The sequence below is a fragment of the Methanobacterium sp. genome (assembly GCA_012838205.1).
Taxonomy (GTDB): domain Archaea; phylum Methanobacteriota; class Methanobacteria; order Methanobacteriales; family Methanobacteriaceae; genus Methanobacterium.
On the sequence record DUPR01000001.1, the window covers coordinates 1 to 19484 of the forward strand.

20 protein-coding genes are annotated in these 19484 nt (G+C 37.6%); 6 read left to right on the top strand and 14 right to left on the bottom strand.

Features of this window, described 5'->3' with window-relative positions; translation table 11 throughout:
- On the top strand, positions 1-236 hold a 236-nt coding region (locus GXZ72_00005; protein HHT17942.1), incomplete at its 5' end, for an Ig-like domain-containing protein.
- An 87-nt stretch (positions 237-323) separates the two neighbouring features.
- Here the strand turns inward: GXZ72_00005 and GXZ72_00010 are convergent.
- Complete coding sequence (locus GXZ72_00010; GenBank protein ID HHT17943.1) at positions 324-941, bottom strand: methyltransferase; 618 nt, start codon at positions 939-941, stop codon at positions 324-326.
- Between the two features lie 184 nt (positions 942-1125).
- Here GXZ72_00010 and GXZ72_00015 point away from each other — a divergent pair, with 184 nt between their 5' ends.
- Together GXZ72_00015 and GXZ72_00020 are read left to right on the top strand one after the other, a co-directional pair.
- The gene (locus tag GXZ72_00015) at positions 1126-2613 is read left to right on the top strand and encodes an acetyl-CoA carboxylase biotin carboxylase subunit (protein HHT17944.1); all 1488 of its coding nucleotides are present in this window, start codon (positions 1126-1128) and stop codon (positions 2611-2613) included.
- A gap of 18 nt (positions 2614-2631) precedes the next feature.
- Positions 2632-3603 carry a biotin--[acetyl-CoA-carboxylase] ligase gene (locus GXZ72_00020; GenBank protein ID HHT17945.1) on the top strand — a complete coding sequence of 324 codons (972 nt, stop codon included), beginning with the start codon at positions 2632-2634 and terminating at the stop codon, positions 3601-3603.
- Between the two features lie 59 nt (positions 3604-3662).
- On the opposite strand, the gene GXZ72_00025 is transcribed toward GXZ72_00020, so the two are convergent.
- From GXZ72_00025 to GXZ72_00055, 7 genes are all read right to left on the bottom strand, one after another.
- Positions 3663-4691: an RNA 3'-terminal phosphate cyclase gene (locus GXZ72_00025; GenBank protein ID HHT17946.1), complete on the bottom strand. Its 1029-nt coding sequence runs from the start codon at positions 4689-4691 to the stop codon at positions 3663-3665.
- A gap of 79 nt (positions 4692-4770) precedes the next feature.
- The gene (locus tag GXZ72_00030) at positions 4771-5934 is read right to left on the bottom strand and encodes a TIGR03576 family pyridoxal phosphate-dependent enzyme (protein HHT17947.1); all 1164 of its coding nucleotides are present in this window, start codon (positions 5932-5934) and stop codon (positions 4771-4773) included.
- Between the two features lies 1 nt (position 5935).
- Positions 5936-6433: a TIGR00288 family NYN domain-containing protein gene (locus GXZ72_00035; protein HHT17948.1), complete on the bottom strand. Its 498-nt coding sequence runs from the start codon at positions 6431-6433 to the stop codon at positions 5936-5938.
- 469 nt (positions 6434-6902) lie between these two features.
- Complete coding sequence (locus tag GXZ72_00040; protein HHT17949.1) at positions 6903-7238, bottom strand: hypothetical protein; 336 nt, start codon at positions 7236-7238, stop codon at positions 6903-6905.
- A gap of 555 nt (positions 7239-7793) precedes the next feature.
- Positions 7794-8402, bottom strand: a complete 609-nt coding sequence (locus tag GXZ72_00045; protein HHT17950.1) for a DedA family protein — start codon at positions 8400-8402, stop codon at positions 7794-7796.
- Between the two features lie 35 nt (positions 8403-8437).
- A complete protein-coding gene (locus GXZ72_00050) occupies positions 8438-9055 on the bottom strand; it encodes a phosphatase PAP2 family protein (GenBank protein ID HHT17951.1) in 618 nt (205 codons plus the stop codon).
- 276 nt (positions 9056-9331) lie between these two features.
- Entirely contained in the window at positions 9332-10705 is a 1374-nt protein-coding gene (locus GXZ72_00055) for an MFS transporter (protein ID HHT17952.1), read from the bottom strand.
- 261 nt (positions 10706-10966) lie between these two features.
- Here GXZ72_00055 and GXZ72_00060 point away from each other — a divergent pair, with 261 nt between their 5' ends.
- On the top strand, positions 10967-11317 hold the full coding sequence (locus tag GXZ72_00060; protein ID HHT17953.1) for a VOC family protein: 351 nt from the start codon (positions 10967-10969) through the stop codon (positions 11315-11317).
- A gap of 126 nt (positions 11318-11443) precedes the next feature.
- Here the strand turns inward: GXZ72_00060 and GXZ72_00065 are convergent, their stop codons facing one another.
- From GXZ72_00065 to GXZ72_00085, 5 genes are all read right to left on the bottom strand, one after another.
- Complete coding sequence (locus tag GXZ72_00065) at positions 11444-11635, bottom strand: 4Fe-4S binding protein (GenBank protein ID HHT17954.1); 192 nt, start codon at positions 11633-11635, stop codon at positions 11444-11446.
- A 265-nt stretch (positions 11636-11900) separates the two neighbouring features.
- Positions 11901-12314 carry a hypothetical protein gene (locus tag GXZ72_00070; protein ID HHT17955.1) on the bottom strand — a complete coding sequence of 138 codons (414 nt, stop codon included), beginning with the start codon at positions 12312-12314 and terminating at the stop codon, positions 11901-11903.
- A 5-nt stretch (positions 12315-12319) separates the two neighbouring features.
- Positions 12320-13123: a hypothetical protein gene (locus tag GXZ72_00075; GenBank protein ID HHT17956.1), complete on the bottom strand. Its 804-nt coding sequence runs from the start codon at positions 13121-13123 to the stop codon at positions 12320-12322.
- A gap of 27 nt (positions 13124-13150) precedes the next feature.
- A complete protein-coding gene (locus GXZ72_00080; protein HHT17957.1) occupies positions 13151-13687 on the bottom strand; it encodes a fumarate hydratase in 537 nt (178 codons plus the stop codon).
- A gap of 120 nt (positions 13688-13807) precedes the next feature.
- Positions 13808-14407: a hypothetical protein gene (locus GXZ72_00085; protein HHT17958.1), complete on the bottom strand. Its 600-nt coding sequence runs from the start codon at positions 14405-14407 to the stop codon at positions 13808-13810.
- A 799-nt stretch (positions 14408-15206) separates the two neighbouring features.
- Here GXZ72_00085 and GXZ72_00090 point away from each other — a divergent pair.
- Positions 15207-17024, top strand: coding sequence for a DUF2070 family protein (locus GXZ72_00090; protein ID HHT17959.1), 1818 nt, complete (start codon positions 15207-15209; stop codon positions 17022-17024).
- Positions 17025-17099: 75 nt separating this feature from the next.
- On the opposite strand, the gene GXZ72_00095 is transcribed toward GXZ72_00090, so the two are convergent.
- Positions 17100-17378, bottom strand: a complete 279-nt coding sequence (locus tag GXZ72_00095; GenBank protein ID HHT17960.1) for a DUF5379 family protein — start codon at positions 17376-17378, stop codon at positions 17100-17102.
- 61 nt (positions 17379-17439) lie between these two features.
- Between GXZ72_00095 and GXZ72_00100 the strand changes: the two genes are divergently transcribed.
- Positions 17440-19467, top strand: coding sequence for a fibronectin-binding domain-containing protein (locus GXZ72_00100; protein ID HHT17961.1), 2028 nt, complete (start codon positions 17440-17442; stop codon positions 19465-19467).
- Positions 19468-19484 lie beyond the last annotated feature (17 nt).

Here is a 19484-nt window from a genome sequence, read left to right on the forward strand (position 1 = left end):
CCACCTTCAACGAACCCATAAAACCAGGAACCATGAACATCCAACTAAAAACCAACACCGGAACAAACATACCCACCACCAACACCATAAACGGCAACACCCTAACCATAACACCCAACAACCCACTGAAAAAAGCAACCAAATACACCATAATATTATACGCTGGAAGCATAACCGACCTAGCAGGCAACCCCATCACAAAATACAGCCGACCCTTCACCACAGCAGCTGTGTAAAAGAAGAAAAAAGATATTCTCTTTTTTTTATTTAAAATATCATGAATAGTAATCCCTTATTTTTTAAAATTTGCTAAAAGTGTATAATTAACTTTCAAAACGAAACACAACTACTTCCACTTCCCGTTTTTCTTCCTTATGGAAGTGGTAGGTACGTGGTAGGGGAAATTTATAATAGAAACGGTGGGTTATTACACTTGAAACCGATGACACCAAACGTTCTATGAAATCCTCGGTTTTGGCCAAATGGAAAGAATAAACCACAGGAGCCACATTAAAGGCTTTTAATAAAAATTTTCGGTCAGCATCCTTATGATGGGCTTTCTGAGCACCAAATGGAGGGTTCTGGATAACAGTATCCCCCTTACCTTCAAAATCATCCACATCCATCCTGAGGAATCTACATTTATCCTGAACTTTAAGTCTAGTTGCTTCATTTTCTGCAACTTTCAGGGCACCACCATCAACATCAATCCCCACAGTTTCCTCAGCCCCCATCATAGCTGCTCCGAGGGCTAGAATTCCAGTTCCACATCCAAGATCAACCACTTTCATCCCTTGAATATCTCCCTGGGCACTGGCATTCCAGAGCACATCTGCGGCTATGGTGGCGGGGGTGTGGTACTGTTCCAGATCACAGTCTGGATCAGGATGGGAAGGTATGGTTTGTAGCGCCATTTCAAGATGTCGTTTCTTGTTAATCATGATTTTTAGGCCTGTTAATGGTGATTAAGTCTATAATAATATATATTTACTTATAATATTATATGTTCCTTGGATATTTTGCAGTTAGATATAAATCTGTAGGGAGATATAGATAAAGTTAATAAATATATCAAGATAAAAGAAAACCCTATATAATATTGCAAAAGACACACAGGAAGATATCATGTTTGACAAGGTCCTGGTTGCTAACCGTGGAGAGATCGCCATTAGGGTGATGCGAGCTTGCAGAGAACTGGATGTAAAAAGTGTAGCTGTATACTCAGAAGCTGATAAGAATTCGCTTTTCGCTAAATATGCTGATGAAGCATATCTTATAGGAGGACCAGCTCCTGCTGATAGTTATTTGAACATTCCACACATTTTAGAGGCTGCTGAAGAATCTGGGGCCGATGCATTACACCCGGGTTACGGTTTTTTGGCTGAAAACTCGGCAATGGGTGATGAATGTGCCAAACATGGTATAAAACTTGTAGGCCCATCTGGCCGTGTTATAGAGGCTATGGGGAGTAAAATTGAATCTCGTAAACTCATGGAAAAAGCAGGAGTTCCAGTAATCCCTGGTAACAGTAGGGGAGTGACTGACCCGGATGAAGCACTTAAAATAGCTGAATCCATTGGCTACCCCGTGATAGTTAAGGCATCGGCTGGTGGTGGCGGTATTGGCATGCGGACAGTTTATGAAGAAGATGAACTTATCCGTGCCCTTGAATCCACACAATCTGTAGCAGCATCAGCCTTCGGAGATTCAACAGTGTTTATTGAGAAGTATGTGGAGGAACCTCGCCATATAGAATTCCAGATCTTGGCAGATGAACATGGTAATACCATCCATGTGGCGGATCGTGAGTGTAGTATCCAACGAAGACACCAGAAACTAATTGAGGAGTCACCTTCTCCGATTATGACTGACAAACTAAGGGAAAAAATGGGGAAAGCAGCAGTTAAAGCTGCATCATCAATAGACTATACTAATGCAGGTACTGTGGAATTCCTTTACTCTAATGGGAACTTTTACTTTTTGGAGATGAACACCAGAATCCAAGTGGAACACCCTATCACTGAAGCGGTTACTGGAGTTGACCTGGTTAAAGAGCAGCTAAAAATTGCCTCTGGCAGAGAGTTATGCTGCACCCAGGAAGATATTCAAGTAAGAGGTCATGCTATTGAGTGTCGTATCAACGCTGAAAATCCTTTAACAGATTTTTCACCTAACCCTGGTAAGATCACTGGTTATCGTTCCCCTGGTGGTCCTGGGTTGCGAGTGGACAGTGGAGTTTACATGAATTACACTATTCCTCCCTATTATGATTCAATGATTTCGAAACTCATTGTATGGGGTAGGAACAGGAATGAAGCCATCACCAGAATGCGAAGAGCACTTTCAGAATATATTATTTTGGGAGTGGAAACCACCATACCCTTCCATAAGGCAATGATGTTAAGCCCGACTTTCCAGCAAGGAAAACTACACACCCACTTTGTAGATGAGTATAAACAGGAAATCACTGAAAACATGGAAAAAATAGTTAAAGAAGATAAAGAAATGGTTTCACGGCTCAAATCTACATTTTTACCCTCAAAAAGAGTTGCTGCAGTATCCGCGGCAGTTTCAAGTTATATGAGTCATTCATTGGAGAAAAATAAAAAATAAAGGGTTCGGGTGGTTTTGATGAATAAAAAAGAAATATTAAAGATACTCCATCGAAATAAGGATAAATATCTTCCTGGTGCTAGATTGGCATCTGAAGTGGGAATATCGGAATCCCAACTTGCCGAAGAAATACTTCAACTCCAAAAAGATGGTTATGTGATAGATTCATCACCAGATAATGGTTATTGTCTTTCCAAAACTCCTAATCGCCTCCTGCCTTATGAATTACAGCGTGATTTGTCTACTGAATATGTTGGACGAGAAATTCATTACTATTCTGAGGTTGATTCAACTAACGAAGTGGCCAAAAAATTGGCTAATGAAGGTGCACCGGAAGGAACCATTGTTATTGCTGAAAGTCAGAGCAGTGGCAGGGGACGTCGTGGTAAAAAATGGTTATCACCCTCTGGTGGGGTGTGGATGACTATTATTTTAAGGCCGGATATTCCCCCAGCCAAAGCACCTCAACTAACACTGGTAACTGGAGTGGCAGTTGCTGAAACACTGGATGAAGAGTGTAAACTCGATGTGGGGATTAAATGGCCCAATGACATTTTAATTGGAGAAAAAAAGGTATGTGGGATCTTAACCGAAGCAAACATCAACCCTCAGGGTCTTGAATATGTTGTGGTGGGAGTTGGTATCGATCTTAACGTTGATGTGAATGCTTTCCCCCCGAATCTGAGGAAAGGGGCAACATCCTTAAAACAGGAACTTGAAAAGGAAATTTACAGTGTAAAGCTAGTTCAGAGATTCCTTAAAAACTTTGAAACTCTTTATAATGATTTTAAAACAGGGAATTTTCCGGAAATTTTGAAAGAATGGAGAAAACTTTCCAAAACTATTGGTTTGAATGTTGAAGTGCGTAAAAAGGGAAAAGTGGTTCGTGGAGAAGCTGTTGGAATAACCAATGAAGGAGTTCTTATTTTAGAGATGGATGATGGAAGTTTGCGCAAGGTTATCTCTGGAGAATGTATACACTTAAAATGAACCTATTAGTAATGCTTAAAATGAAGTTGTAATAAGGTAGGTTTTGCTTATAAAAATTGTTATTCTACTTCAATTACTGTAACTTCATCTGAACTGGATTTGATTGTAAAATTGCGGTTCGTGAATTTCTCTGCTGCATAAATATTAGTAATAGTATGGTTAGTGAGTCTGGCAACCTTTACTGAAGAAGAACCAGCGATGGCCAAGTAGGGTATGATCTGGTCACCCATATACTGGTCCAGAGCAGCTCCTCGGGATATACATGACAAAATTTCGGTGGCAGCTTCTCTACCAACTACTTCTGCAGGTTTACCTGGCTTTCCCAGACAACTCGCACCTACACGTGGAATACTTTTACCACCATGCTCACTCCAGAGTACCAGCCCAGACCCTGGGGATAGAGCTTCACCTTCTGACTCGATTTCTATTTCTACATCATAACCCGCTGAGTGGAGTATTTTTTGTGCGGAATCTGCTTGGCGAGTGGCAACATGCCTGGGAAGCTGAGTGGAGTGTGATATCCCCTTAATTACATCGACTTCTAAATCATGGACATTCAATGTTTTTAGCTTCTTAACTGGTTTTATAAAGGCTTTCACTAAACCCCCACCCCTGGGATAATGGCCTCGGCTTAACAACTTCAAATCCACAGATACTCCCATAGATTGTAGTATTGGGAGGGTCACATTACGGAGGTAGTCTACAGATGGAGCCCATCGAACATCAGTCCCCCCCTTAATAGTTATCTTGACACCTTCTGGTGTGAAGATGGCTGGTATGATTAGGGCTTGTAGGATCAGGGAGATGCTGCCTGCAGTCTTTACATCCACCTGGAATTTTCCACCTTTAAGTTTTCCTGGGATAAATTCCATCTGGGTGGAGCCTAGCTCCAGTCCAGTGATCTGGGCGTTGGAAATTTTTCCAATGGTGGAAACTGAATTTAGGTGTTGCATCATCATCCCGGGTTTCGGTCTGCCGGCACGGATGTTTTTAACAAGAAACTTCTTACCAGTTAAAGCTGAAAGAGCGGTTGAAACCCTCAAAAGAGCACCGCCACCTTCTTTATATGAACCATCGATTTCTATCATAGTTCTCAATCGCGAATTTAAAGAGGAGGAATATCCTATTTTTTGAAAACTTCACCCTAATTCTTTTAAAAAAATAGTTTCAGGTTCCGTACAATAGGTTTAAACATTTTTCTTCATCAAAAATAATTTTTCTAAGTTTTTGGAGCGAATCAGTGATTGCATTAACTATTTGAGAATCATCTAAATTTTTAGCATCATCTGATGCCATGTCCAATCGTATAGTTGCTGTGACTCCAGGCATTCCCACTGCAGGGATGGTCACTATGTTATGTTCTTTCAGGAGTAACATGGCCATTGTAGTTGCAAGTTCACGTTTGGAAATTGATAAATTGTTTTCAGGAGTTTTAACTTCCCTCCAGAGTTTATCTTCAGAAATCATCACTCCGGTGGGGGTTTTCTCAATACCTTTTACTAGTTTCTTTAATTGATGATGTAGTTTATCTTTCCTTTCTATTGATTCAATAATTCTTTGAGGATCAAATATTTCCAACGCCCTTAAGATGCCAGCAACTACTGGCGCTTGGGCTTCCAAACCAAACTGGTGGGCTTTATCTGCTATTTGGTCAATGAATTGGGTTTTTCCAGACATTAAACCTGCTCTTGGGCCGTTCATTAATTTGTCGGTGCTGGTGACAACCAGATCGGCACCCATATCCATAGCTCTGGGCTGGTTGTATAGCACAGTACGCAATCGTGCCCCGGAAGCATCGTCAACCAGAACTTTGACTCCGTGTTTGTGGGAGATCTTTATTATCTTTTCAAAATCATCTAGGGGAATTATTTGATGGTCCATGGTGGAACCGGTGATAACTACCAGTGATGTTCCCTCACCTATTTTGAAATCTTTAATATCATCATATTCCTGGTAAGATGCACCGATAAGTTTGGCACTGCGTGGGATGGAGGGATGTGATGGTAACTGGGGTAAGTAGTGGATTACTTCTTCTTCAGGTTTAACAAAAGCCAGTATTGTTGCTAAAATAGCAGCACTGGTACGGTTGAAGGCCAAAACCTTTTCACCACCAAGGTGAATGATGCCCTCTTTTTGCAGTGATTTGGAAAAATAAGCAGGACCAGCATAGGTTTCCAGTAGTGTAAGATCAGATTCTGAAACAGGAAATCCACCAGCTAATCCTGAAAGATCATGTAAGCTGTTTCTTCCTTTTTCTTTAACTTGGGAGGCAATGTATTTTAAGGCACTTTCTCTTCTTTTTACCTCATCAAGTGAAGAATTAATAATCATTTCAGTCTTCCTGGATGCTGTTTTCAGATTTGTCGGGTTTTAGGACGATGGCATCATCGGCAGAATTCTGCAATGCTGCACTGAAACCTGGTTCAGCACCGATCACTAGGGTTTCCTTCCCATTTTCTTTAGCCTTATTTATGATGGGTAAAAAATCAGCATCACGAGTCATCAACGCTATAACATCAATGTTAGGATTGTAAATAAGTTCCATGGCCTCAACAGCCATGTAAACATCGGTATCTCCTGCCACGACAATGGGGGTGAATCCCTGGTTTACTATTGCTTCAATAAGTTTGTCTGAGGCATACTGATTTAACAAAACTTTTCCCACTCTCATATTTCCATATTCGGCTATTATTTCTCTTACTAAATCTAGATTCAACCGGAATTCCTTTCTTAACATGTTGGGTCCGTCCACCAGAAGTCCAATATTCTTTGAACCTGATTCAGAACGTCTAAGTGGGATGTAAGAAGTTAGTTTCTCAAAACTTCGCATTTTTATCCTCCCAATTAACATTTATGGACAAAAAAACAAGTCGAGCATGGTGGGACGGATATTAATGTTAATAAATATGAATTAGGCCCGAATTAATAATATAAATTATGAAGACGAGGGTTGTTGATTTTAACCAGTTTTAAAGTTGATATTCCAAATTTGTCGGGTGCTAAATACCCACCAATACTTTAATCCCATTTTAATACTTGGGTGCTTTTTTACCATTTTGATATATTTCGTTTATCTCTATGAAATCACTATCATATATAAACTTTGAAACTGAAATTAGGTTAAATAATCATTTCCTTGCAAAACTAATATGAAAAACCCCTAAAAATAATAATTGATTCTGAAAAAGGTTTAAATTTGAAAGAAAAATAGGTTAATAATTTCTGCGTTAATTGAAGTGATATGGAAAAATCAGTCCCTGTTAATGTAATCTTAAAAAAGAATTAAATCTGAGCTAATTTTATTCTTCAACTTCAGATATGAACAAATCACTGAAAAGTTCGGTTATAACTGGGAGATAATCTTCTGGAATATTTATCACTTCTACTTCTGACTTGTCTCTATAGTAATATTCGGCGTTAACAATGACTCCTTCATCATTCATATACAAGAAAAGTCCGTCCACGAATTCTTCAGGATTCTGTGAGGGTAGTATGATTTCGAAGCGAATGATGCCTTCTGAGGCTGGAATGTTATCCATAAGTTCGAATTTCTTGTTTTCATCTTTTAAGGCAGCTTTGAATTCTTTCATCCGTGAGTTAAGCTCCTTGGTTATTTTCTGTTCTTCTTTACTCATGAATTCACCTGATTTCATTTTAGTACTAGTCTTCTTATTTGTTTTTGTCCCTTATAAATATGAAAAGACAAAAAAGGCCGTCATTAAAATAGCAATTACATAAATCTATAAAGAGAATTAATTAATGCATGTATTAATAGTTTTTCCTGATATGATTTATTCTCCATAAACAAAGTTTTCATACTCTAATAGGGATGTGAAGATTTATACACGTTTAATGTTCCAGTCATCCAATTTGATAGACCAGCACAAGGCCTTCAGGAAAATCCAGGGAAACTGATTAGTACCATAGAATGACTAAATATAAAGATTGTTAAATACGATTCTCTTTCAAAACCATATTTTCAGCTAGAAATATTGATAATGTTCTCAATTAAATAGGCAATGTAAAATTCCACTTTTATTATCAATTTAAATCAAAAATTGTGCCGTTGATATGTAACCAAAAATTTATTTCGTTAAACAGAACTATAACGAAGTAAGATCGGTACCGACCATAGAGTCTATATAACCACTCAGGAACTAAGGAAAATTTTTCTCATAAAAAAAACTATCTTAATCTTTAGTTTTATGTTGGTATACGAAATAGGTTAATACGCCAATAACTGCCAAAATAACAATCACGTCCAGTATATGGAAGTATCCCCTGATAACATCCCATTTAGGGCCTAACTGAACACCAAGATAACCTAATACAAAACACCAAGGTAATGAACCCAGGAAAGTGTAAGTTATGAACTTTTTCAGATCCATACGGGCGATGCCAGCTGGTAAGGAGATAAACGTCCGGATTCCAGGTAATACTCGGCTAACAAACACAGCCTCATGGCCATACTTTTCAAACCAGTCCTCAGCCCTCTCCAGTTGGGAGTGAGTTAAGAGAATGTATTTTCCGTATTTTTCCAGAAATGGCCTCCCACCCTTAAGACCAACAAAATAGGCAATTAATGACCCAAATAGGTTACCCAAAGCACCGACAACTGTAATTCCCAGTAAACTCATTTTGCCTTCATACACAGCAAAGCCAGCAAAAGGCATGATAACTTCACTGGGGAGTGGAATACAAGCACTTTCCACAGTCATAGCCAAAAAAACTCCCAGGTAACCTAAATTCTCAACTATGTAAATTATAATGTTACTTATGTATTCAACCAGACTGAACATTAGATATCCACCACTCTCATCATGTGCAAAAGTTTTTAATTCTTTTTAGTCTTTAATTTATCCAACAACGAAATATGGGATAATTCCTCCACCAATCTATTGTCTTCCACCTTCAAAACTAGAAGGGCTGAAATAATTCCCACAAGAGCACCAAAGAAAACATCAAAGGGGTAATGAACACCTATGTAAATCCTGGAAAACCCGATAACTCCTGCAAAAACCAATAAAGGATAGATTAAACCGTAACTTTTTTCTCTGAAATTTAGTTTGTACCTTAACCCAATTACCACTGCCGCAGCAAAAGATGTAGCAGAATGCCCTGAGGGAAAGGAATAAATCTCATTTACTGAGACTAAAAGATCAACATTAGGCAAGACCAGGAAAGGCCTGGGTTGGGCAATGATGATCTTTAATAAATAAACAATAACATTACTCAAAAATAAGGCAGCTAAAGTAAGTATTGCTACCTTCCTCAAATTTTCCCCCCCGAGTAGGAATAAAAGGACACAGATTATAATCCATGCTAGAAAACTCCCTAAGTTAGTAATTAAAGGCATTATAAAATCTAATAGAACGTTCCCCATCCCATGATTGATCATGTGAAATAGTATTATGTTTTGATTAAATAGTTCAGATAGTAAAGAATCCAACATAACCATGTTTCTCCTATATTTTCAAAAAAAATCCGGGAAGATTATTTTTTAACTGTTTATGATTCTAGGGTTAAACTTGTATCTTTAATATTAAAATAATTATTCCAAAAATTACACCCCACTTTTTACCCAATCTGGGAAAACAGTCCCCATAATTTGTAATACAAAAAATTAAATTGAAAATATTCCATTAAAGTGAATACCATAGTTTCAGTATTTAGTGTAAATAGGTACAACTTGTTCTGGGGATGAAAATCCATATACTAAATTGGGGATTTATTTATTCCGTGCTAATGATGCAAAAATCGCAATTATGCTTAAAATTAATGAAACAATGAATGTTAATTGAATGCTCCTTAAGAGGTCTGGATAATTTTGGGGAGTAAATTGAACTGCCCCTATATAGACTGCAAATATTACTAAAATTAGTCCCATTCCAAAAGTTTGACCTAAAAGTCTCATGGTGCTTAAGGTGGCAGAAGCGACCCCAAAATATTTCTTTTTAACAGATCCCATAATTGCATGGGTATTGGGTGCTGAAAAAATTCCAATCCCAATCCCAATAACAGCTAGACCTAAAATTATAACATGTAAACTGGTATGTTTGGTTATGAATGTAAAAATTAATAGCCCCACCGTTATTATAGCCATTCCCAGTGAAGCTAATTTTCCAGGATCAAACCTATCGGAAAGTTTACCTGCAAATGGAGACATTATCACCATGAAAAAGGTTTGAACCACCACAAATAGACCAGCTACCTCTGGTTCCAATCCTTTTATGTACTGTAGATATAAGCTCAATAGAAAACTCACCACAAATGTTGCAATATAGGTTATAAGAGTTGCCAGGTTGGAAAATGCAAACCTCCGGTTTTCAAAAAAGAGCCTAATGTCTAAAACTGGGTGTTCAACCCTCAACTCCCATTTAACAAAACCTGCAAAGCCAATAATGCCTAAAATTACCATCACAATACCAAAAGTCTCGGTAATAGTAGAAAATCCTATTAAAACCAGTGAAAGCATGAAAATGTATAATAAAGTTCCCCAATAATCTAATTTTTCATCTTTACTTGCAGCCCATTCTCCTTTCATCTTCCAAAAAACTAGAATTATTACCACTAAGCACAATGGCACAATGAAATAAAAAACACTTCTCCAGCCAAGATACTGTGTCAGGAACCCTCCCAGCAGGGGTCCCAGAACCAGCCCAGTATAGCTAGCCATCATATTGATCCCGATGGCTTTGCCTCTTTCTTTAGGCGGGAAAACTGAGGTTATAATAGCAAGGGCCGTTACAAATATCATTGCACTACTAACACCCTGAAAAACCCTAGTTAAAACCAGGAATTCGGCTGTGGGAGCTATTGCAGCCAAAAAAGTGGAGATGGTTAAAATGATGATACCATAGCTAAAAATCTTTTTCATCCCATAAATATCGGCAATTCTGCCAAAAGGAACTGCAAACATTGCTGATGCTAAAAAAAATCCTGTTGTAATCCAGCTTAAAAGAATGGCATTTACTGCTAAATCATTTCCAATGGTAGGAAGAGCAATGATTAAGGAAGTGCCCATAAATGGTGTTAAAAATGTGGCCAAAGTAGCGATGAGTAGAATAGCAGTTTTATTAACAGGTTTATCTTGAACAGACATTTTTTTCTCCCTATTAACCCTTGTCAATTATATGATACAATAAAAGCATCATATAAATATTGTGGAACTTTAATTGGACAAAAAGTGTCAGAGTAACTGGTGATTTTTTTTGTTTTAACCAGTCGAGAGGTTTATAATTGCCAAAATTGGAGAGAGTGCTAATTACATGTCTAATGGTGGAAAACCATGCCAATCAAATGCAAATGGGTGCATAATATTCAAATGTGTATAAATGAAATATATTAATGGGCAGGTGATTATATGAGGGTAAAATACGCTACCATCATTGTTAAGGATATGGATAAGTCAATCAATTTTTATACAGAGGTTATGGGATTTGAAGTAGATAGCAAGTACGATTTGGGACCTGCACGTGAAATCACATTACTTAAAGGTGAAGGGGATACTATGGTGGAACTAATTAAAAATCCAGAAGACAAGCCCGGGCTATTTTCAATTGGAATGGATGTCGAAGACTTAAACACCACCATTGAACAACTTAAATCGAATGGTGCTAAAGTCATAATGGAACCAGTTCCAATAACAGTTGGATTTTTAGCATTTATAGAAGACCCAAACCAGGTTCGAATAGCTTTAATACAACACAACTAACCCCAATTGTGTTTCTTAAATTGATGGGTGAATTATTTAAGAACTTATTTAAAAAAAGTTTGTCCGTGAATCTGACACCTAATGTATGGATGTCGGATGATCATGTTAATTTTTTCTTAATTTATTCTAGAAATTTTCGTGTTTCACTGCATCTGCTGGACAGTTGTCCACACACTGGGCACAGAAAATGCACTCTTCTTCATTTTGGATCTTGGGAATTGAATCTTCATCATCTTGTTGGAATATATTCACTGGACAGTTCTCAACACATGTGCCACACTTGGTGCATAATTCAGGATCAATTTCAATCTTGGGTATTTTCTCATCCTCCCTGAAAATTAGTATTAAGTGTTTTGATTAAAATAAATTTATATCACCCAATCAACAGTTCTTCGGTTGGTGATCTATAATATTTCAATGGATCTAATTCCCCTTTTTTTTGTCATAAAACAAAAATTTGCGAAAATGGTGTTTTTCGATAACATCATATATACTGGCCAGTGCAAATAGGACAGTTTCGTAGATTAATAATTTAGTAGTAAATTGGTAAGACATGTTTCATGAATTTTTTGATAAATGGAAACTATTCTTGGTGTATAAACTCTACTACGATACCAGTCAATTCCTCTACCAACTTTATGAACTCCCTAAATGTGGGAGGATAACTGTTATAACCATAAGATTCCACGTGTTCATCTTTAAACTTAATATATAACTCCCATTCGTCACCTACAACACATGCATCTGTGCATTTAACTTCATATAATTCACACCAACCCCATACATCGATTACAGATAGTTCTTCCCAGAAATCAGCCCATTCCTCATAATCAGGCACTATTTTGATTTGTTCATCTTTAGATGGGTGTTTTCTAAACTGTTTTATAACTAAAACATTCTGCTCCCAGTTTAAGGAGAAAAAATAGTTGGTTTGAGGAATTTCGTATCTGAAAAAAAGTTTACTAGGAACCAGTTGGGGGTGTTGTGTTTTTTCCATTTTTTTTAATCAAACAATAATTTTTTTGAGTTTTCCTGACACATTATCTGAATTTCTCTCCAGGAAATACCATGGGAGATTAAAGTTTCAATCATAGTTTCTAGACCCTGAACTGGCGGGGGATTATGTATTTGGCCTAAATCCGTTGCCAGTATGCAATTGCTAGCTCCAACTTCTTTAATTACATTAGCAATGATTTTCGGATTCAGATGATCGTGTTGGGGCATGGTTGCCACCCAACAGTGTTCAAGATAGGCGTGACGGGCCATTTCTTTCTGTTGATCCACAGATGCGCCGACAACTTTGGTTAATGGATGATTGATTACGATTTTTTTTATACCCTTGCTATGGCATTCATCTAAAACCTGAAATATTTTATAGGGATGCAGATGACCAGTTCCCAGAACCATCTTGTTTTCAGCAATAATGTTTAATATTTCCTCTAAAGGCTCAGGTTCTAATTGGATATCATTGTGGTGTATTGTTGGCAGCCACACGAATTTACCTCCCATCAAAGAGGTGATGCTAACAATTTCTGGGTTCAAACCACCGGTTGTGCAGTTTAGTGTGATTCCTCCAAATGTTGGCAGCCCAGTTAACTTTTGTGTTAGGTATGCTCGGCTGACTGTGGATTCTACATGAGATTTTATTACAATAGCCTTCATTCCATGGTTTTTGGCTGCTAGAGCTGCTTCATAGTCATCTAATAGGCGAGGTTTTATATCTGGCTTGGTGTGTATGTGGGTGTCTATAAAACCGTTTAAAATAGAATTTTTTGAAGGTTCCACGGTTTTAGTTCCTTTAATCATGGTGTTGATCATTTTACATTTCAAGATCTATTTTTTCCGAGTTTCTTCATATAAGTTGGCGCCAGTGGAGTCCATTGCAACGATGAGTGGTCCGAATTTTTTAACTTCCAACTCCCATATGGCTTCTGGCACTCCCAGATCCAGCCAGTGGACATTTTTGACTTTTTTAACTGAGTTAACATATAGTGCAGCGCAGCCACCTACTGCGGCCATGAAGACTGCTCCATTTCTTTTTAAGGCATCGGATGTTTTTTGGTCCATGCCTCCCTTTCCAATTACTGCTAGCACTCCTTGGTCCAAGATTTCTGCTTGATATGGATTCATGCGTGTGCTGGTGGTTGGGCCAACAGCCACCATCTGGTAATTATTATCCTGGTTTCTTATTATAGGGCCTGCATGGAATATTACCGCCCCTTCCAGAGGTACTGGTGATCCTTTTTCAACTAGGCGTTTATGAGCACTGTCCCGAGCTGTGTAAATGGTTCCAGATAGGTAAACTGAATCTTTTATTCTTAATTTCTGAGTTTCTTCCCTATTTAGAGGCGTTTTAAGATGTATTTCCATAATCATACCTTTAGTAGTTTATAAAAGTTGTTTAGAATATTTAAAATTGAGTAATTAATTTGAATATGTTTTATTATTAAATTTCCAGCTGGTTTTATTTTTTTGGGAATTTGATAGTTGTTAACTCATGAATTGAGTTATAACAACTGCAAATAGGATGATAATCAATATGATAATTATTATCCCTAATAAACGGGTTGGATCGCTATTGTTGTATATATTAACAATTTGATCCATTGCTGACTCATTTTTCATTCTGGTTTTTTTCTGGTTAATTATGGTCATTAAGCGTTCTTCTTCCAGAATTATGTCCAGATATTTTTTCTGGCTGGTTAATTCGGATTCGTTGCCAGTTTGAGATCCTTTTTTTTCAAACCGATTATCTAAAAAATCCCATAAATCGGTTTCTACCTGCCTATCTGTTATAAAATCATCGTCTATTACTACTTTAGGGAAAATATCTTTCAAATTTTCTCTTCTTTCTGATATACGGTTTTCAAAATGGTTGAAAGCCTCTTTTTTCTGATTACGACTATGTATTTTCTGGTCCAAGATTTTCTTGGTTTTGCAGAATTCCAAGGGATTGTTACATTCGCACTTACTATAATCACGTTGGGATTCACCTTTTTTTAGTTTGTAATGTCCTCCACAGTGGCTGCAAAATAAGAAGCCACCTTCTCTAGCCGCTAATTTAGAGGATTTTTTTCCATTAAAAACCATTAACACACCTGATATATTCCTAACTATGATCACAACAAGATTCACCTAGGGGGGTGATTTGAAATGAAGTATTAAAATCTTTATATGTGATTTTCCTTGTAATCTATGTCGAATCTGATTTTGAGTAATTATATATTTAATATAGATTTAATTCTTTCCATTTTTAATAAGGCTTTGGGAATAAATCCCATTCCATAATATACTATCCAACCCCTATGATGGTTCACATATTTTTATAAGTTGAAAACAAAATTAACATGAAATTAAAGATTGTTAATGGTTTAAAATTTAATTAGGCCTCAATTAACATTTTTTTAGATCTGTTTAAATAAGTCGTGAATAGTTTTATATACATGGCATTACATTACATTCCTTTACGTTTGCATGAATTGTTTTATTTAAAAAAATACGTTTAAAAAAAATTCTAACTTTTGGAATCCTAATATTACAAATTGCCACATGAAAAGAAAGGAAGATGGAAAACTTCAAAACAAAAGTATAGTAATAAAATATTAACTATTTTTAATCAATTATTTAATAAGTGTAATTAGATGAAAATATGGAGATAACAATGATTAATAGAAATACTAAAAAGTATACAAACAAGTTAATAAAATGTTTTCTCACTAATTCATTCACTGTTTTTCTTACCATATTAAGAAGTAAATAGCAATAGTGGAAATATCTTAATGAATCTTGAATCATAAACTAAATTTCAAATAAAAAGAGTAGAATTAATATGTAAGGTTTACAATACTCTTACATTCTCAGTATTTTCAAATTTTTATAGAGGTGAGTTATGTCTGCCGTTGATAACATTACCAATCTGACCAAGTACTTGGTAACTATTCCCCCCAGTAATTATTCAATTTTAACCATGACCTTTCTTAGTTTCATTGTTGGAGTGATTGCTGCCTATTTAGACCCCAAAGTATCATTATTCGATAGCATAGTGTATGGTGGATCCACTGGTTTTCTTATCTTCGGATTAACTTCAATAATGGATGGTGCAATAACCCAGCCAATTATCAATAGCATGGAAGGACGGCGATACATGAAAATGAAACACTCCATGTTCATATCCCTCTTAACCATGATACTAATTTCCATAGTATATATTGTAGGTAGTTTAATCTCCAAATTCACGGTTTACAGTTATATTATTGACGCGTTAATACTAGGCTGCGTCTTAGCCTTTGGCTTGCGTACATTTATCATTTGGGGAACGTCCAATATCGGTGCAGTGCGGTCAATTATAATATCCGCATTTCAACCCATCCTTATCCTAAGTATGGTGGTAGTTATTGTCTTTTTAACGAGTATAAGTACGAATATTGGACCTTTCAGCATCATAGCCATGGCATTGAAAGGAATCGTGGCCGGATTAATATTGATGATCGCTATTTACTCCTTCATACTAGTAATTGAATCACCAATCCGCCGAAATTTGGGCGTTGGCGGACTAGAACTACTATCACTCTTCCTAGCTCAATATTCAGAAGGTTCTAAGGCAATGGAACGACTTTTTGAGGATATGGGCGAACCTATTGACACTTTAGTAGGTGTGATTAGTTTTAAAACCAAAAACGGGATTAAGGGTCTTTTCATATCTCCATGTGTTCATCCAGGGCCTGTGGGAAATATTGGCGGGGGTAACATGCCCACTCTCCTGGCTGATAGTTTCGACACCTTTACCATGGTCAGCCACGGCCCTTCAACCCATGATTTTAACCCAGTTAGCTCCAGGGAGATATGTAAAATAAAAAAAGTGGTAGAAAACGCCTTAGAAGATATGGAATATTCTAAAGTGGCCAGCCCTTTTATGCAAGTAGAAAGTGAAAATGCTAAGTTAGGTGTTCAGTATTTCGGAGATAACTTAATAATTTTAGCCACATTCGCACCTTTAGGTTTTGATGATATTGACTTCGGTGTGGGTTTGTCCCTGATAAAAACAATCCAAGGACGTACACAAGCAGAAAATGTGGTTCTTGTGGACTGTCATAACTCATTTAAAGGAGAATCAGGACGTGTGTTGCCTGGAAACCCCGAAGTATTCCAACTCTTAGATGCGGCTGAAAAACTGGAAAAAGCTGACCAAGAAGAATTTAAAATGGGCTGTGCCAATGACCCCATTAAAGAGTTGGATAAAAAGAGTGGAGTGGGAGAAAGCGGGGTTAAAGTGATGGTACTAGAGGTGGGTGGCCAGAAAACTGCATACATCATTTTAGATGCAAACAACATGGTTATCGGATTCCGTGATGAGATCCTCAATGCAGTTAAAAAAACTGGTGTGGATTTTGCCGAAGCAATGACCACCGACACCCACTTTGTTAACAACCTATCTGGTGGTCACAATCCACTGGGAACTAGAAACCAAGATATTATCATTGCCAAAATAGTTGAATGCACAAAAAAGGCTATAGATGATTTGGAACCAGTTACAGCAGGTGTCAAGTTAGCGAAAATTTCAAAAATCAATACACTAGGTCCCACACACTCAACAGAACTGGTGACCACCATTAGTTCTATTGTGGCAGTAAGTAGGATCTTCGCCCCATTAGTCTTTGTACTGGCACTGCTATTTGTCTTTATATGGGTATTCTACTGGACAATCTAAAGAGGTATAGTACGAACTACTTGAAAAAAGATATAATGTAAAAAAAAATTATGTCTTGGTAATTCCAACCATGTCCTAATGGTTGTAGAAAAGAACCCAAACTACTATCCAGATAAAGAAGAAAGGTACAATACCACTCCATAGCCAGCCTTTAAATCCGCCAACCTGTTCTTTGCCAAAGATTCGCTCAGATAGCTGCCCTGCCAGATAAAGAATAATCAACCCAGCAAGAACTGCAATAACCTCATTTTTACCCAAGCCTGAAATGGCTCCAGTTGAAAGTAAAAATGATAAATAACCTGCAACAATGGCAAGTACAGCATGCACACCAGTTAACTTAACTTCGAGTTCCATTTTTTTCCTCCATTTTACATATTAAATTATAGTTCATATAAATATAAATAAAGGTGTTTCCATGAAAACCATGTCCAATGTTGATCTTTACGCCATTTCCCATGAACTCAACCAATTACTTAAAGATGCAAGGGTTCAAAAAGCATACCAACCCACCAGGGACACTGTGATCATAAGATTCCATGTTCCAGGAAAGGGAAGAGTTGATGTGGTTTTCCAAGCTGGAGTTCGGGTGCACACCACCCAGTATCCACCAGAAAACCCTAAAGTGCCTCCATCATTTCCCATGCTTCTTCGAAAACACTTGAAAAACGCCACAGTAAGGGGAGTTAGGCAGCATAACTTTGACCGTATACTGGAAATTGATATCCAGAAAGAACATGATTTTACACTGGTTGTAGAACTTTTCTCCCAAGGCAATATAATACTTTTGGATGAAGCAAACCAGATAATACTCCCCCTCAAACATCGCCATCTTAAGGGTAGAAAGATAACTTCAAAGGAAAAATACCAGTACCCTCAGGAAAGAGGAATACACCCCCTTGATGTTGAACTAGATGATTTAAAAGACTTATTCAGCCATTCTGACTCAGATGTTATTCGAACTCTTGCCAGAAGCGGATTGGGGGGCATGTACTCAGAAGAGATAATTCTACGTTCAGGTGTTGATAAAAATCTCCCAGCCAATGATCTAAGTGCAGATAAAATTGAATTAGTCCACCAAAGCATGGAAGAACTTTTTAAACCCCTTAAAACCTTCAAATTCCAGCCTCAAATCGTGCACGAGATTATAGGAGAAGATGCAAATGGTGTTGGTGGAGAAAAAAATCACAACCAAAAAGTTCCAACTGCCACGAAAATAGGTAAAGAAGATCTGCTACCACTGGATATTCTAACTTATAAAGACTTTAAGAAAGAATCTTTTGACACCTTCAACCAGGCTGCCGATGAATTCTACAGCAGAAAGGTTGGTGCAGATATCAAGAAGGTCCAGGAAGATGTTTGGGCAAAAGAAGTAGGTAAATATGAAAAACGGCTCAGGATACAGGAGGAAACTTTGGAAGGATTCCGTAAAACTGTTGTTGACTCCAAAAAAAAAGGTGACCTTTTATATGCCCATTACAGTGAGGTTCAAAATATTCTGGAAATCATTCATAATGCCCGGGAAAAATTTTCATGGAAAGAAATAGGATCAAAACTCAAAAAAGGCCGTAAAGAAGGTTTGAAAGAAGCTCAACCTATTGAATCACTAGATAAGATGGGTGTGCTTTTATTGAATTTAGAGGATGAACGGGTGATTGTTGATGCCAACCTAGACATCCCTGAAAACGCTGCAAAATATTATGACAAAGGAAAAAAAGCCAAAAAGAAAATTAATGGTGTTAAAATAGCCATCAAACGCACAAAACAGGATTTGGAGAGAATGAGGAATAAACGGGACTTAGCCCTGGAGAAGGTTCAAGTTCCCCAGAAAAGAGTGCGTAGAGAACTTAAATGGTTTGAAAAACTTAGATGGTTCCTTTCATCTGATGGGCTGCTGGTGGTTGGTGGCAGAGATGCTGGTACCAATGAACTGGTGGTAAAACGTTACCTAGACAACCAGGACATCTACCTCCACTCCGATATCCATGGCGCCCCATCAGTGGTTATAAAAAAGGGTGAAGAGGATATCCCTGAAAGCACTATCCAGGAAGCAGGATTCCTGGCTGCATCGTTTTCCAGTGCTTGGAGTAAGGGTTATGGTTCTCAGGATGTTTACTGGGTCCATCCAGATCAGGTTTCCAAAACACCGCAATCTGGTGAGTTCGTGGCCAGGGGGGCCTTCATAATCAGGGGCAGCAGGAATTACCTTAGGGGAATACCTCTAAAAATAGCAGTGGGTATTGTTGATTATGAGGGGGAACGGATAATGGCAGGTCCTGAAGACGCAGTGGCCAAATATTCGGAGAATTACGTGGTTTTAAAGCCAGGTTTCACTAAAAAAGAGGAGATAGCCCGGTCTGTTCTTAAAAAAATCGACCCAGACCATATTTTAACTTTGGATGATGTAATCCGGGTGTTGCCTTCTGGAAAATGTGATTTTGCATAGTAGGATGATTCAGGAAG

Bases quoted from the DNA above. Each gene is read 5' to 3' on its own strand.
- GXZ72_00030 (HHT17947.1), bottom strand. From the start codon at position 5,934: ATGATTATTAATTCTTCACTTGATGAGGTAAAAAGAAGAGAAAGTGCC.
- GXZ72_00025 (HHT17946.1), bottom strand. From the start codon at position 4,691: ATGATAGAAATCGATGGTTCATATAAAGAAGGTGGCGGTGCTCTTTTG.
- GXZ72_00060 (HHT17953.1), top strand. From the start codon at position 10,967: ATGAGGGTAAAATACGCTACCATCATTGTTAAGGATATGGATAAGTCA.
- GXZ72_00045 (HHT17950.1), bottom strand. From the start codon at position 8,402: ATGTTCAGTCTGGTTGAATACATAAGTAACATTATAATTTACATAGTT.
- GXZ72_00035 (HHT17948.1), bottom strand. From the start codon at position 6,433: ATGCGAAGTTTTGAGAAACTAACTTCTTACATCCCACTTAGACGTTCT.
- GXZ72_00085 (HHT17958.1), bottom strand. From the start codon at position 14,407: ATGGTTTTTAATGGAAAAAAATCCTCTAAATTAGCGGCTAGAGAAGGT.
- GXZ72_00070 (HHT17955.1), bottom strand. From the start codon at position 12,314: ATGGAAAAAACACAACACCCCCAACTGGTTCCTAGTAAACTTTTTTTC.
- GXZ72_00020 (HHT17945.1), top strand. From the start codon at position 2,632: ATGAATAAAAAAGAAATATTAAAGATACTCCATCGAAATAAGGATAAA.
- GXZ72_00075 (HHT17956.1), bottom strand. From the start codon at position 13,123: ATGATTAAAGGAACTAAAACCGTGGAACCTTCAAAAAATTCTATTTTA.
- GXZ72_00040 (HHT17949.1), bottom strand. From the start codon at position 7,238: ATGAGTAAAGAAGAACAGAAAATAACCAAGGAGCTTAACTCACGGATG.
- GXZ72_00090 (HHT17959.1), top strand. From the start codon at position 15,207: ATGTCTGCCGTTGATAACATTACCAATCTGACCAAGTACTTGGTAACT.
- GXZ72_00050 (HHT17951.1), bottom strand. From the start codon at position 9,055: ATGTTGGATTCTTTACTATCTGAACTATTTAATCAAAACATAATACTA.
- GXZ72_00015 (HHT17944.1), top strand. From the start codon at position 1,126: ATGTTTGACAAGGTCCTGGTTGCTAACCGTGGAGAGATCGCCATTAGG.
- GXZ72_00055 (HHT17952.1), bottom strand. From the start codon at position 10,705: ATGTCTGTTCAAGATAAACCTGTTAATAAAACTGCTATTCTACTCATC.
- GXZ72_00095 (HHT17960.1), bottom strand. From the start codon at position 17,378: ATGGAACTCGAAGTTAAGTTAACTGGTGTGCATGCTGTACTTGCCATT.
- GXZ72_00010 (HHT17943.1), bottom strand. From the start codon at position 941: ATGATTAACAAGAAACGACATCTTGAAATGGCGCTACAAACCATACCT.
- GXZ72_00100 (HHT17961.1), top strand. From the start codon at position 17,440: ATGAAAACCATGTCCAATGTTGATCTTTACGCCATTTCCCATGAACTC.
- GXZ72_00080 (HHT17957.1), bottom strand. From the start codon at position 13,687: ATGGAAATACATCTTAAAACGCCTCTAAATAGGGAAGAAACTCAGAAA.